The sequence below is a fragment of the Pseudonocardia ailaonensis genome (assembly GCF_039531635.1).
Lineage (GTDB): Bacteria > Actinomycetota > Actinomycetes > Mycobacteriales > Pseudonocardiaceae > Pseudonocardia > Pseudonocardia ailaonensis.
On sequence record NZ_BAAAQK010000012.1, the window covers coordinates 286,953 to 299,725 of the forward strand.

Below are 12,773 nucleotides of genomic sequence, written 5' to 3' on the forward strand. Positions count from 1 at the left end.
TGCTCCCGATGAAATACGGAGGGCCCTCCTCTTCGTTGGGCCGGACATGAAGACGTGGTTCATCACCGGGACATCGCGAGGCTTCGGACGTGAGTGGGCGATCGCCGCGCTGGAGCGGGGCGACTCGGTCGCGGCCACCGCACGGGACGCGTCGAGCGTCGACGACCTGGTCGCGAGGTACGGGGAGCGGATCCTCCCGCTGACCCTCGACGTGACCGACCGCGAGGCGGCGTTCGCCGCCGTCGCGCGGGCGCACGAGCACTTCGAGCGGCTCGACGTCGTGGTCAACAACGCCGGGTACGGGCAGTTCGGCATGATCGAGGAGCTGTCCGAGGCCGAGGCCCGCGCCCAGATCGAGACCAACCTCTTCGGGGCCCTGTGGGTCAGCCAGGCCGCGATGCCCTTCCTGCGCGCGCAGGGCTCCGGGCACTTCCTGCAGGTCAGCTCGATCGGTGGGGTCAGCGCGTTCCCGAACATCGGGATCTACAACGCGTCCAAGTGGGGCCTCGAGGGATTCAGCCAGGCCCTCGCCGCCGAGGCCGCGCACTTCGGCGTCCACGTGACGATCATCGAGCCGGGCGGTTTCTCCACGGACTGGGGCGGCGCCTCCGCCCGGCATGCCGATCCGCTGCCGGTATACGACGGTTTCCGGGCCGAGGTCGCCGAGCTGCGCAAGTCCCGGGCCTCGAACCCGGGCGACCCGATCGCGTCGGCCGCCGCCGTCCTGACGATCGTCGACGCCGAGCAGCCCCCGCTGCGGGCCTTCCTGGGCGCCGTGCCGCTCGGGATCGCCGAGCAGGAGTACGAGGAGCGGCTCGCGACCTGGCGTGAGTGGCAGCCGGTGGCGATCGCCGCCGACGGTCGCTAGGAGCGCGCGCCTAGGGGGGAGTACCGGTCCCGCGGCCGGGTCCGGTCCGCAGCTCCCGCAGGGTCCAGCGGCCGGACTCGCCGACCAGGACCGCCACCGCGAGCGGATCGACGTCGACGCGCCAGAACGCGGTCGGCGGCGCGCCGAGGGCATGGGCGAGCGCGGCCCGGACGACCGCCGGGTCGACCACCGCGAGCAGCCCGCGCGGGCGGGTCGGCACGGCGCGCAGCCAGGAGCCGATCCGGGCCACGAACGCGGCGGTGGACTCCCCGCCGTGCGGCACGGACTCGGGATCGGTGAGCCACTGGGTGAGGCCCGCCGGATCCTCGGCGGCGATCTCGTCGAGGGTCCGGCCCGTCCACTTCCCGTGGTCCAGCCCGGCCAGGTCGTCGTCGACGGCGGCGGGCAGCGACAGCCCGTCGGCCGTCTGCCGGCAGCGCAGCGCCGGTGCGCACCGGACCTCCTCGTAGCGCGGTAACGCCGGCGCGGACGCCAGCGCCCCCTCCTCGAGCGGTTCGTCGGCCGCGAAGGAGGCGCGCCGCACCGCGCTGGTGGCACCGTGGGCCAGGAGGACTACCCGCACGGCTTCCAGTGTGGACCGGCGCGCGGTGGTCCGCGCCCCGGGGCCCCACCGCGTAGCGTGACCCGCGTGCGGACCAGAGGTGCAGTGCTGCGGGAGGCCCCGGGCCGGTACGAGGTCGTGGAGCTCGACGTGGACGATCCGCGGCCGGGCGAGCTGCGGGTGCGGATGGTGGCCACGGGCCTGTGCCACTCGGACGACCACTACGCGACGGGCGACCAGGTGGCCCCGATCCTGCCGTTCGCCGGGGGCCACGAGGGCGCCGGTGTCGTCGACGCCGTCGGGCCCGGCACGGCCGGCTTCGCCGAGGGCGACCACGTCGTGTTCTCGTTCCTGCCCTCCTGCGGGAAGTGCCGCTTCTGCGCGCACGGCATGCAGAACCTGTGCGACCTCGGCGCGTCACTGGGCACGGGCGCCCGCTGGGACGACCCGGCCTCGTTCCGGCTCGCGCTCGACGGCGCGCCCGTCGGCCAGATGTGCGGGCTCTCGACCTTCTGCGAGTACACCACCGTCTCCACCGCGTCCGCCGTGAAGATCGACAAGGACGTGCCGCTCGAGATCGCCTGCCTGACCGGCTGCGGCGTCGGCACGGGCTGGGGCGCGGCGGTCAACTCCGCCGCGGTGCGGCCCGGGCAGGTCGTGATCGTGATGGGGATCGGCGGCATCGGGATCAACGCCGTCCAGGGCGCCGCGCACGCCGGCGCGGCGGCCGTGATCGCGGTGGACCCGGTGGAGCTCAAGCGCGAGTCGGCACTGCGGTTCGGCGCGACCCACGCCGTCGAGGACATCCGCGAGGCGGCCGGCCTGGCCCGGTCGATGACCGGCGGCCAGGGTGCGGACGCCGCGATCGTCACCGTCGGCGTCACGCTCGGGTCCCATGTGGGCGCGGCGCTGCGGGCGATCCGCAAGGGCGGGACCACCGTCGTCGTCGGGCTCGGGGACGTGCGCAGCCACGAGGGCGACATCCCGCTGATGGAGCTCGTGCTCTACCAGAAGCGGCTGCAGGGCTCGCTGTTCGGCGCGTCGGCCCCGAGCGCGGACATCCCCGCGCAGCTGGAGCTCTGGCGGCGGGGCGCGCTCAAGCTCGACGAGCTGATCACCACCCGGTACACGCTCGACCAGGTCGCCCGGGGCTTCGACGACATGCACGCCGGGCGCAACCTGCGCGGCGTGATCGTCTTCTGACGCCGTGTCCGGCATCTGGCTCCGTCCGGAACGCAGCGGGCGCGGCCCCGAACCCGAGCACGACCGCGCCGCCATCGCCGCCGCCGGCATCCGGCTGGCGGACGCGGGCGGGCTGGCGGCCGCGTCCATGCGCCGGGTGGGCGCCGAGATCGGGGCGAGCGCGGCGGCGCTGTACCGGTACGTCCGCACCCGCGAGGAGCTGCTCGAGCTGATGGCGGACGCGGCGGTGGGCGAGCTGGTGGCGGTCCCGGCGACGGGGGAGTGGCGGGCCGATCTCCTCGCGCTCGCCCGGGAGGTCCTCGGCCTGTACCGGCGCCATCCCTGGCTGCTCGAGGCCGGCCGGGGACCGTTGGGCCCCAACGGTCTCGGCTACCTGGAGCAGGGGCTCGCGCTGCTGTCCCCACTGGACCGGCCGGGAGCCGCGAAGCTGGAGGCGCTCGGGATGCTGACGGGTGTGGTGCAGCTGGTCGCCCGCCTCGAGCTGTCCGCGGGGGACGCCGCGCAGTGGCAGGCGGACCAGGCCGCGTTGGTCACCCGGGCGGTCGCGGACGGCGCACACCCGCACCTCGCCGCCGCGGTCGGGGGCGGGAGCGCAGCGCCGGAGGGTGAGCTCCTGGACCGCATCCTCCCGCGCGTGCTCGCCGGACTCCTGGGGGCGTGAGCGCCCGGCGCCCTCGCGGAGGCCGGTCCTCCTGCGGAGCCGGGACAGGTCAGGCTGCGGTGGGAACGCCCACCTGGTCGGCGAGGGCGTCGAGGAGGGCGATGTTGAGCTCGAAGGCGTGGAGGGCCTCGTCGATCACGGCGCGCTGCTCCACCTCGTCCCACGGGGCGCCGTCGAGCAGCTCGCGGTAGTGGGTGCGGAAGCGCGAGGGGCTGCCCAGGACCGAGAAGTCGTAGAACAGGGCGCCGGGGCCGGTGATGCCGTAGGTGCGTTCGAGGAGCTTGCCGACCATCTGCCCGCCGGCGAGATCGCCCAGGTAGCGGGTGTAGTGGTGGGCGACCCAGCGGGGCGCGTCGGCCTCGCGCAGGCGGGCGACGTACGCCTCGGTGGCGGGCAGGACCCGCGGTGCGTCGGCAGAGCCGCCGAGGGCGGCCACGTCCTGGCGCAGGGCGGGGACGCGGCGGAGGTCGTCGATCACGAAGGGCGCGGCGGCCGGGTCGGACGCCAGCTCGTCGCCCCGGGCCTCCAGGGCGCCGTAGAGCGCGAGGTACTGCTCGGCGAGCAGCGTGTACCCGGCGAGCGGCAACCGGCCGCCGAGCAGCGCGGACATGTACCCGGAGTGGTGCGCGCGCTCGTGCACCTCGGTGGTCGCCTGACGCAGGCGGCTCGCGAGCTCGCTCATGCGGGTTCCCCTCCGGAACTATCTGACACGGTGTCAGATAGAACGATAGGGCACCCGTCCGGGTGAGGCTAGCCTTGTTTCCCGGCTCCGACCATCCTCAGGACGACCTCGACGGCGGTGTCCGCGGCGTCGGACCGGCCCTCGACCAGGTGTCCGGCCGACAGCGCGGACCCGATCATGGCGACCACGACCTCGGGATCGCCGGGCACGGCCATCTCGGCGGCCTCGATGCCGGCCCGCACGATGCCGGAGAGGCGCTCGCCGATCGGGTCCGCGTGGGCCGCGATCCGCCGGTACGCCGAGGGATCGAGCGCGGCGGCGAGGGCCTGCCCCGGTGGCAGGTGGAACTCGGTGAGCCGCTGGACCTGCAGCCGGACGAAGGCGGCCAGCTGCTCCGTCGGCGTCGGCGCCGCCGCGAGGGCCGCCTCCAGGTCCGCGACGTACCGGCCGGCCTCGTGCTCGACGAACGCGATGAGCAGGGCCTGCCGGTCCGGGAAGTGGTTGTAGATCGAGCTGCGGCCGACCCCGGCCGCCGTGGCGACCCCCGCGAGGGTGACGGCGTCGAAGCCGCGCCCGTACAGCAGCTCACGCAGGGCCGCGAAGACCCGCGAGCGGACCTCGTCCCGATGGGCCGCCAGGGATCCACCGAGGACCTTGGGCACGCACCGAGCGTACCCACCGGCTCCTAGGAGCGCGCTGAAAAGCTCGGGCCTGCTGCGCGCCGCCCAGCCGGCGACCTCGCGGCGTTGCGCGGATGCGCCGATACAACAACGGTATCGGCGCATCCGCGCGCCTTGCGATGCCACCACCTGGACGTCGCTCGCTACGGCCGGAGCTTTTCAGCACCCTCCTAACCCAGGTTCGCGCGGAGGAAGTCCAGGGTGTGGCCCCACGCCTCGGTGGCCGCCTTCTCGTCGTACATCGACGGGGCGTCCCAGTTGGAGAAGGCGTGCCCGGCCTCGTAGCGGCGGACCGTGGCGTTCGGCCTGTCGGCGACGAGCTCCTCGACCTGCCGGATGTTCTCCTCCGGGATGAACGGGTCGTGGTTGCCGTAGTGGAACAGCGTCGGGCAGTCGAGGGTGGCGAAGTTGCCCAGCATGTCGTTGATCGCGGAGCCGTAGTAGGGGACGGCGGCGTCGACGCCCACGCCGTCGACCCGGGCCGTCGTCGCGCAGAGGAAGGCGAGCGCACCGCCCAGGCAGAAACCGGTGGCGCCGACCGTGCCCGTGCACTCCGCCATGCCCTTGAGGTGCGCGAACGCGGCGGTGATGTCGCCCGCCGCGGCCCCGAAGTCCAGGCGCTGCACCAGCGCCATGCCGTCCGGCATCCCGGACTCGTCCTTGCGCTCGAAGCGCGGCTCGAGCCGCCAGAACATGTCCGGCGCGAGCGCGGTGAAGCCCTCGCCGGCGAGGCGGTCGCAGATGCCACGGATGTTGTCGTTGATCCCGAAGATCTCCTGGAACACCAGCACCCCGGGGCCGGAGCCGGACTCCGGGACGGCGCAGTAGGCGTCGAACGTGCCGCCGTCGGGGGCGGTGACGCGCTCGTAGCGGGCGGGGGCGGTCATGGGGGGTCTCCTTCGGGTCGGTACTCGTCGCGGGGCTGATCGTGGCACGGCTGATGGTGGCGGGGGCACGCTGAAGGGGGACGGCACGGAGTGGTCGGGCGGAGAGGATCGGGTGACGCGCCGGTGGCGCTCGTGTGGCGATCGCCCGGGAGGGTAGGTCCGGGCGGAAGCCGCCCCTTACCCTCGTTCGTGGAAAACCGTCCGGCCCGCTCCCCGAGACCCCGAGGTGAACCCGCTTGAGCGTCGACAGCGTCGAGGCAGCACCCGACGACCCGGCCCGCGACGCCGCGCCGGCAGGCGCGAAGCCGATCCTGGGCGATCGGCGCAGCGGCTGGCAGCAGGGCCTCGTGTGGGCGTTCGTGGTGATCCCGATGATCGCCCTGCTCGCGACCGTGCCCGTGGTGTGGGGCTGGGGCCTGGGCTGGTGGGACGTGGCGATCGGGGCCGTGTTCTACACCGTCGGCATCCTCGGTGTGACCGTCGGCTACCACCGGCACTTCACGCACCGCTCGTTCAAGGCGCAGCGCTGGCTGAGCGTGGCCCTGACGATCACCGGGTCGATGGCGATCCAGGGCTCGATGATGGCCTGGGTGGCCGACCACCGCCGCCACCACGCGTTCTCCGACAAGGAGGGCGACCCGCACTCGCCGTGGCGCTACGGCAGCACCCCGTGGGGCGTCGCGCGCGGCTTCTTCTGGGCGCACATCGGCTGGGTCTTCGACCGCAAGAAGACCAACTGGGACCGCTTCATCCCCGACCTGCTGGCGGACCGCGTGCTGCGCCGGGTGAGCGCCCTGTTCGGCCTGTGGGTGACCGTCAGTCTCGTCCTGCCCGCGCTGCTGGGCGGCCTGCTGACCTGGTCCTGGGCCGGGGCCGTCACCGGGTTCTTCTGGGGCGGGCTGGTGCGGATGGCCGTGTGCCACCACGTGACCTGGTCGATCAACTCGATCTGCCACATGATCGGCGCGCGGCCCTTCCGCTCGCGCGACCGCTCCCGCAACTTCTGGCCGCTCGCGATCCTGTCCATGGGCGAGAGCTGGCACAACCTGCACCACGCCGACCCGACCTGCGCCCGGCACGGGGTACTCAAGGGGCAGATCGACATCTCGGCCCGGCTGATCTGGTTCTTCGAGAAGTTCGGCTGGGCGCACGACGTGCGGTGGCCGACGACCCGCCGGCTCGCCTCGCTGCGCCGGAGCTGACGGGCCGGAGCCGACGGGGAGCTAGCGGTGCGGCGTGCGCGGTGCGCGGCGCCCCCGCCGCGGCCGGCGCACGAGCTCACGCCAGCACGCGAGGAGCCGGACCAGCGGGTCCGGGTCCGCCGTGCCGCGGCGGCCGGCGCGCACGGCCTCGATCAGCGCGTCGTCGGCCAGCACGGCGGGGTCGGCGGGAGAGAGGACGCCGGTGGCCTGACCCTGGGTCGGGCGGGGGTCGTTCGGTAGCGCGTCCATATCTGGTCATCGCGGCGGAGCGCCGGAACGTGTCCTCGCGTTCGGGTGATCGTCCACACTCGCCGTGATCGGCGGCGTGGCGTCAGTAGTACGTCACGCCCGGCTGCCCACCACCTGCGGCGATGGCGTCGCCGTTGATCGCCACGCTGCGGGGCGAGGCCAGGAAGGTGACGACGGCGGCCACCTCGTCCCCGGTGATCATCCTGCCGACCGTGGTCGTGGCGCCCATGGCCCGCTCGACCTCGGCCTCGTCGACGCCCTGTGCGGCCGCGCGCTCCGCGACCAGCCGCGGGGTCCGCTCGGTCGCGGTCATCCCCGGATGCACCACGGTGACGTTGACGCCCTGCGGGCCCAGCTCCGCCGCCAGCGCGGAGGTCATCGCGGCCACCGCGACGTTGCGCACCGAGCCGACCAGCGAGGCCGAGCTGCGCGCGTTGAGACCGCTGATGTTCACGATCCGGCCCCAGCCCTGCGCCGTCATGAGCGGGGCGACCGCCCGGGCACACCGCAGGTAGCCGAGCACCTTCGTCTCGACCTGGGCGCGGACCGCGTCGTCCGGGGTGCGTGAGGCGGCGAGCACCGGGCCGTCGCTCGCGGGTGGCGCCGCGGAGTTGACCAGGATGTCCACACCGCCCAGCTCCGCGACGGCGGTGGCCACCATGGCCTGCACCGACGCGTCGTCCGTGGTGTCGACGACGATCCCGACGGCCCCGAGCTCGGCCGCGGCCGCCTCGACCGTCGCGGCGGTGCGGGAGGCGATCGCCACCCGCGCGCCCTCGGCGACCAGTGCCCGGGCCACGGCCTTCCCGATGCCGCGGCTGCCGCCCGTGACCAGCGCGCGCTTGCCCTCCAGCTGCAGGTCCACGCCCGTCCGCTCAGCCGGGGAGCAGGCCGCGGGCGAACTCGGCCTGGCCGAGGTGCTTCGCGTCGTCGTCCACCACGGACACCAGCCGCACCCCGAGGGTGACCGGCGGGTCCCAGCGGTCGTCGATGACCTCGTCGAGCTGCTCGGGGGTGACCTTGGCGAGCAGCTCGACGGTCCGCGCGGCCACGGCGGCGTGGTAGCCGGCGAGCAGCCCGGCGCCCGCGCGCACCGCCGCGACCTGGTCGAACCCGTGGCCGTAACCGGTGTCCTCGGGTTCGAGGGGCAGCCCGAAACGCTCGTGCCAACCGTCGGTGATCCAGACCTGGTCGGTGCCGAAGGCCTGGGCCAGGTGGTCGTCCTGGACCCGGGTCAGGTGCCAGACCAGCCAGGCGATCGAGTTGGCCGAGCCGTCGACGCGGAGGCCGAGCTGGTCCTCCTCGAGTCCGTCGAGGACGGCGGGCACGCCCTCGGAGATCCGGCCGAAGGCGTCCGTGAGGAGCTCTGCGGGAGTCACGGGGTGAACGCTAATCGTTACGCGCCGAGAGCGCTCGGCCCGGCCGCGGCACCTAGGCTCCGCGGAATGGCCCGGTACTTCGACGTCCATCCCGAGAACCCGCAGCGCCGCGCGATCGGCCAGGTCGTCGACATCGTGCGCCAGGGCGGCCTGATCGCCTACCCGACCGACTCCTGCTTCGCGCTCGGCTGCCAGCTCGGCAACAAGGAGGGGCTGGAGCGGATCCGCACCATCCGCCGCCTCGACGACCGCCACCACTTCACCCTGGTCTGCCGGGACTTCGCCCAGCTCGGCCAGTTCGTGCAGGTGGGCAATCCCGTGTTCCGCGCCGTGAAGGCGGCCACGCCGGGGCAGTACACGTTCATCCTCCCGGCCACCAAGGAGGTGCCGCGGCGGCTGCTGCACCCCAAGAAGAAGACGGTCGGCGTGCGCATCCCGGACCACGTCGTCGTCCAGGCCCTGCTCGACGAGCTGGGCGAGCCGCTGCTGTCCTCCACCCTGCTGCTCCCCGAGCAGGAGGAGCCGCCCACGCTGGGCTGGGAGGTCAAGGAGACCCTCGACCACGCCGTCGACGCGGTCGTGGACTCGGGGGAGTGCGGCACCGAGCCGACGACCGTCGTGGACCTGTCCGGACCGGAGCCGGAGATCATCCGCAAGGGTGCCGGGGATCCGTCCCGATTCGAGTGATCCCGGCTATGGACTCCCGGGCCGCGCTCACCTAGCCTCTGTGACCGGGCGCACCGCCGCAGCGTGGCGGAGGCGCGCCTGTTGTGCGATATCGCGGAAACTGCCGGCCTTCGGGCCGGCATTTTTCGTGTCGGGGTCCCGCGCGGGCGACCGTCGCCGTCGTTGACCGCACGAACCCGGGGTGAGCGGCGCTCGTCACAGATCGGGTCGGCGTGTCGGCTTGCCGATCACCGCCGGACCACCCCGCGCCGACCGGTCATCGCAGGCCGCGTCGAGAGACCCTCGACCGGATGACCGCCGGGTAGTGTCCCCGGCACCTACAGATGTCGGGTCGCGAGCTCCCCGGCGGGTGCGGACCGCTCGGCCGGTCGGTGTCCGTGCCGCGTCCCGACGCGGCCGGGGTGAGGAACCAGCGGAGGGACAGCGTGGAGCGAGATCTCTCGCCCGCATCCTGGCTCGACGAGCCGGGAGACCAGCGACCTGACGCGTTGCTGGCCGCCCTCGCCAGGCGGATCTGCGGTCACGCCGAGCGGCAGCTCACGGTCGCCGAGCGGCTCGGTGACGCCGCTGAGGCGGCCACCGAGCTGCGAGCGGGTGCCCGGCGCCTGCTGCGCGACGGCGAGAGCGTCCTCGCGATGGCCGGCGGCACCCCCGAGCGCCGCGGCCGGATCCCCACCGGAGTCGGCCGGATCCTGGCGGACACCGCGGCGGGGGCCGAGGAACCGGACCGGGTGTCCGTACCGCCCGCGCCCTCGGCCGCCATCGCCGTCGAGACGGCCGTCACCGCAGGTCAGGTGCTCGCCGAGCTGCTCGCGCACGCCGAGCGCACGGTGCCGCGCACCGGCCGGATCGAGCTCGTCGGGCGCTGGGCCGGGGACGGCGGCGTCACGGTCGAGGTGCTGGGCGAGGGGGTCGACCTGCCCTGGCAGGAGGCCGTCGCGCTCGAGAACGAGCTGGCCGGCGGCACCGGGGGCGCGGTCCCGCCGGAGCGCCTCGGGCTGCACCTGGCCGCGCGGCTCGCCCGCCGCGTCGGCGCCCAGGTCGAGCTGCAGGCCCCGCTGGGCGGCCCCACCACACCGGGGTTCGGCACGGTCGCGCTGATCCGGATGCCGCGCAGGCTGGTCGAGCCGGTCGGGGGTGCCGCTCCGTCGGCCCCGTCCGTCCCCGCCTTCGCGCCGGACCCGGCCCTGTCCTCCTCGCCGGCCCTGTCGTCCCCGTCGGCGGGTGGCGCGGACGAGCTCTTCGGTCCGTACACCGGCAGCACCGCGCTCCCCGCGGACGAGGACCTGGCCGGCACCCCGATCTTCGCCGCCGTCGCCTCCGCCTGGTTCCGGACGGACGACGACCCGGCCCCCCGGGACGGCTCCCACGGCACCGGCGGGCTCGCCGACAGCTGGATCGGCGCGGGCTCGACGGACGCCCTGTCGGGGCCGGCGCCGTCGGACTGGTCCTCGGCGGGAGACGCCGAGTGGCGGGCCGCCGCGGCCCGCGCGGCCGACGCCGAGGCCGTCCTGCCCACCACCGCCAGCGGCCTGCCGCAGCGCCGGCCCGGCAAGCAGATGGTGGCGCCGCCCCTGCGCGCCACCGCGGACGCCGGCCCCGAGCTGCCCGCGGAACGGGAACCCGAGCGGGTCCGCCACCGCCTCTCGACCTACCAGCGCGGACTGCAGGCCGGTCGACACCGCGCCGCGGACCCCGAGGAGGAAGCCCCCGCCGGCGACGCCTGGGAGGGGCTCGCGACCCGCGAACCGGCCGAGTACCCCGGCGACTCCGCACCCGCCGCAGGCGGCGGGCACCGCAACGGCTCTCCCGTGGACGCCCCCGTCGGCGGGTTCGGCTCCTCCCCGGAACGCGACGCGTGGACCGGCCGCGGCGGCCATCGGGCCGCCGACCCGGAGTACGGCGGTCACCGGGGCGCCCCGGACTATGACAACCCGCGGCCCACGCCGTCGCGGGTTCCCTACGGCGGCAACGGTTCCGGATCCGACAACGGGTACGGCGCTCGGGACGTCCACGGTGGAGCGGGCCGCGACGGCACCGGCCGGGGCGGGCTCGAGTACGGCGGGGCCCCGGACAGCAGCGCCCTCGGCGGCGGGACCCCGGGTCACGACTACGGCGTTCGGGGCGACGTCGCGCAGGTCAACGGTGCCGGGGTCAACGGTTCTCCCTACAACGGTTCCCCCTACGACGATCCCCCCTACAACGGTGTCTCCTCCCACGGTGCCCCCTCCAGCGGCGCCGACCGCAACGGCCGGGGGTACGTCGCGGCCGAGTACACCGGCGGTGAGGCCGACCGCCCGGAGTACGGCGGCACCCAGCACGGCGGCACCCAGCACGGCGCCGACCACGGCAGCGCCCCGTACGGCGGCACCGAGCAGATCCGCGCCGAGTCCAACGGTGCCCAGTTCAACGGTGCCCAGTTCGGCGGTGCCGGGTACAGCGATTCCGGGTACAGCGATGCCGGGCGCAACGGTGCCGGGCGCAGGGGCACGGGCAACGGCGGCTACGGCTCTTCGGACGCCGGCTCTTCGGACAACGGGGCTTCGGACATCGGCGCGGCCGACAACGGCTGGTCGGGCACGGGCTGGTCGGGTAGCGGCTGGTCGGACGACGGCGGCACGTCCGGCGACGTCCGCTATCCCGGGCCCCCGGCCCCGCGCCCGGAGTACGTGCCCGGAACCCCGCCCGCCCGAGCCACCGACCGCCCCGAGAACCCGGCACCTCAGGGCAACGGCCTCGCGCCGCGCTCCCGGCCGGGAACCCGCGAGCAGAGGCAGAACGGCTGGGCCGCCGCCCCCGTCCAGGGGCCCCTCCCGGGCCCCACGATCGAACGGATCGAGGACCGCCGGGATCCCTGGACCGGCGAGGGCCTCTGGGACGACGACCCCCGGGGCTGACACCGGCCCCGCGCACGCACGAAGGCGCTCTCGTTCACCGGAACGAGAGCGCCTTTCGTCGTGCGCGGCAGTGGGCGGGTACCCCGGTGCCGGATCGGTGCCGGACCAGCGGCCGATCAGGAGCGGATCAGTGCCGGATCAGTAGCCCGCGGCGGGGGTGTGCCCGGAGTCGGCCGTCTGGTCGTGGGTCGTGGCCGGGGCGGGCAGCGTGCCGGCGGCCGCGCCCGGGGAGGAACCGGGGAGCGTCGCCGCGGGCTTGCCGGCCGGGCCGATCGCCTGCCACACCCCGCCCATCCCCTCACCGTTCGCGTCGCCCGGCCTGCGGTCGCCGGCGTAGCGGTAGAGCGGCCAGCCGCCCAGGGTGAGCTGCTGGGTGCCGTCGGGCCGCCCGATCGTCCCGACCAGGCCGGACGGGATGCCCTGCAGGACGGGCTGACCGTCGCCGTGCACGGGGGGCCAGGCCACCGCGCACTCGCCGGTGCAGGTCGACTTCGACGGCCGGGTCGGGTCCTTCGTGAACCGGTAGAGGGTGAAGCCGTCGCTGGTCACGACCGTGCCCACGGTCGTGACGCCGGTCCCGAGCCCGCCGGTGGGGGCGCTCGTGGCCGGGGCGGTGGACCCACCGGCGGGGCGGGCGAGGGCGGCGTCGACGTAGCCGGCGTCGCTGCAGGCGGACAGCGCGGCCGCAGCGGCGAGCGCGGCGGCCGCGAGCACCGACGTGCGGACACGTCGGCTCGGCGGGCGCGCCTCGGGGGAGCGCTGACGGGGGAGCGTCATGGTGGTTCCTTCGGGTCTTCGCGGGGAGCGAGGTGTGCG

14 protein-coding genes are annotated in these 12,773 nt (G+C 74.8%); 6 read left to right on the forward strand and 8 right to left on the reverse strand.

Annotated elements, in window-relative coordinates:
- The first annotated feature begins 46 nt into the window (after positions 1-46).
- The gene (locus ABD324_RS19910) at positions 47-868 is read left to right on the forward strand and encodes an SDR family oxidoreductase (RefSeq protein WP_344419020.1); all 822 of its coding nucleotides are present in this window, start codon (positions 47-49) and stop codon (positions 866-868) included.
- Between the two features lie 10 nt (positions 869-878).
- Here the strand turns inward: ABD324_RS19910 and ABD324_RS19915 are convergent, their stop codons facing one another.
- Positions 879-1,451, reverse strand: a complete 573-nt coding sequence (locus ABD324_RS19915) for a histidine phosphatase family protein (protein ID WP_344419023.1) — start codon at positions 1,449-1,451, stop codon at positions 879-881.
- A 66-nt stretch (positions 1,452-1,517) separates the two neighbouring features.
- On the opposite strand from ABD324_RS19915, the gene ABD324_RS19920 reads away from it, so the two are divergent.
- Together ABD324_RS19920 and ABD324_RS19925 are read left to right on the forward strand one after the other, a co-directional pair.
- Entirely contained in the window at positions 1,518-2,633 is a 1,116-nt protein-coding gene (locus tag ABD324_RS19920) for an NDMA-dependent alcohol dehydrogenase (RefSeq protein WP_344419026.1), read from the forward strand.
- Between the two features lie 4 nt (positions 2,634-2,637).
- Positions 2,638-3,294, forward strand: a complete 657-nt coding sequence (locus tag ABD324_RS19925) for a TetR/AcrR family transcriptional regulator (RefSeq protein ID WP_344419029.1) — start codon at positions 2,638-2,640, stop codon at positions 3,292-3,294.
- Between the two features lie 49 nt (positions 3,295-3,343).
- On the opposite strand, the gene ABD324_RS19930 is transcribed toward ABD324_RS19925, so the two are convergent.
- The 3 genes from ABD324_RS19930 to ABD324_RS19940 form a co-directional block, all read right to left on the reverse strand.
- Positions 3,344-3,976: a biliverdin-producing heme oxygenase gene (locus ABD324_RS19930; RefSeq protein ID WP_344419032.1), complete on the reverse strand. Its 633-nt coding sequence runs from the start codon at positions 3,974-3,976 to the stop codon at positions 3,344-3,346.
- Between the two features lie 68 nt (positions 3,977-4,044).
- Positions 4,045-4,638: a TetR/AcrR family transcriptional regulator gene (locus ABD324_RS19935; RefSeq protein ID WP_344419035.1), complete on the reverse strand. Its 594-nt coding sequence runs from the start codon at positions 4,636-4,638 to the stop codon at positions 4,045-4,047.
- Positions 4,639-4,826: 188 nt separating this feature from the next.
- Entirely contained in the window at positions 4,827-5,543 is a 717-nt protein-coding gene (locus ABD324_RS19940) for a dienelactone hydrolase family protein (protein ID WP_344419038.1), read from the reverse strand.
- Between the two features lie 236 nt (positions 5,544-5,779).
- Here ABD324_RS19940 and ABD324_RS19945 point away from each other — a divergent pair, with 236 nt between their 5' ends.
- Positions 5,780-6,745, forward strand: a complete 966-nt coding sequence (locus ABD324_RS19945) for an acyl-CoA desaturase (RefSeq protein WP_344419041.1) — start codon at positions 5,780-5,782, stop codon at positions 6,743-6,745.
- A 21-nt stretch (positions 6,746-6,766) separates the two neighbouring features.
- Here ABD324_RS19945 and ABD324_RS19950 read toward each other — a convergent pair whose 3' ends face one another.
- The 3 genes from ABD324_RS19950 to ABD324_RS19960 all read right to left on the reverse strand — a co-directional run bounded on the left by ABD324_RS19950 (position 6,767) and on the right by ABD324_RS19960 (position 8,373).
- Positions 6,767-6,994 (reverse strand): hypothetical protein, encoded by a 228-nt coding sequence (locus tag ABD324_RS19950; protein ID WP_344419044.1) that lies wholly within the window; start codon positions 6,992-6,994, stop codon positions 6,767-6,769.
- An 82-nt stretch (positions 6,995-7,076) separates the two neighbouring features.
- Positions 7,077-7,859: an SDR family NAD(P)-dependent oxidoreductase gene (locus tag ABD324_RS19955; protein WP_344419047.1), complete on the reverse strand. Its 783-nt coding sequence runs from the start codon at positions 7,857-7,859 to the stop codon at positions 7,077-7,079.
- Positions 7,860-7,869: 10 nt separating this feature from the next.
- Complete coding sequence (locus ABD324_RS19960) at positions 7,870-8,373, reverse strand: mycothiol transferase (RefSeq protein ID WP_344419050.1); 504 nt, start codon at positions 8,371-8,373, stop codon at positions 7,870-7,872.
- Positions 8,374-8,439: 66 nt separating this feature from the next.
- Between ABD324_RS19960 and ABD324_RS19965 the strand changes: the two genes are divergently transcribed.
- Both ABD324_RS19965 and ABD324_RS19970 read left to right on the forward strand, forming a co-directional pair.
- The gene (locus tag ABD324_RS19965; protein ID WP_344419053.1) at positions 8,440-9,060 is read left to right on the forward strand and encodes an L-threonylcarbamoyladenylate synthase; all 621 of its coding nucleotides are present in this window, start codon (positions 8,440-8,442) and stop codon (positions 9,058-9,060) included.
- Between the two features lie 425 nt (positions 9,061-9,485).
- The gene (locus ABD324_RS19970; protein ID WP_344419056.1) at positions 9,486-11,957 is read left to right on the forward strand and encodes a hypothetical protein; all 2,472 of its coding nucleotides are present in this window, start codon (positions 9,486-9,488) and stop codon (positions 11,955-11,957) included.
- A gap of 138 nt (positions 11,958-12,095) precedes the next feature.
- On the opposite strand, the gene ABD324_RS19975 is transcribed toward ABD324_RS19970, so the two are convergent.
- The gene (locus ABD324_RS19975; RefSeq protein WP_344419059.1) at positions 12,096-12,734 is read right to left on the reverse strand and encodes a COG4315 family predicted lipoprotein; all 639 of its coding nucleotides are present in this window, start codon (positions 12,732-12,734) and stop codon (positions 12,096-12,098) included.
- Positions 12,735-12,773: the final 39 nt, after the last annotated feature.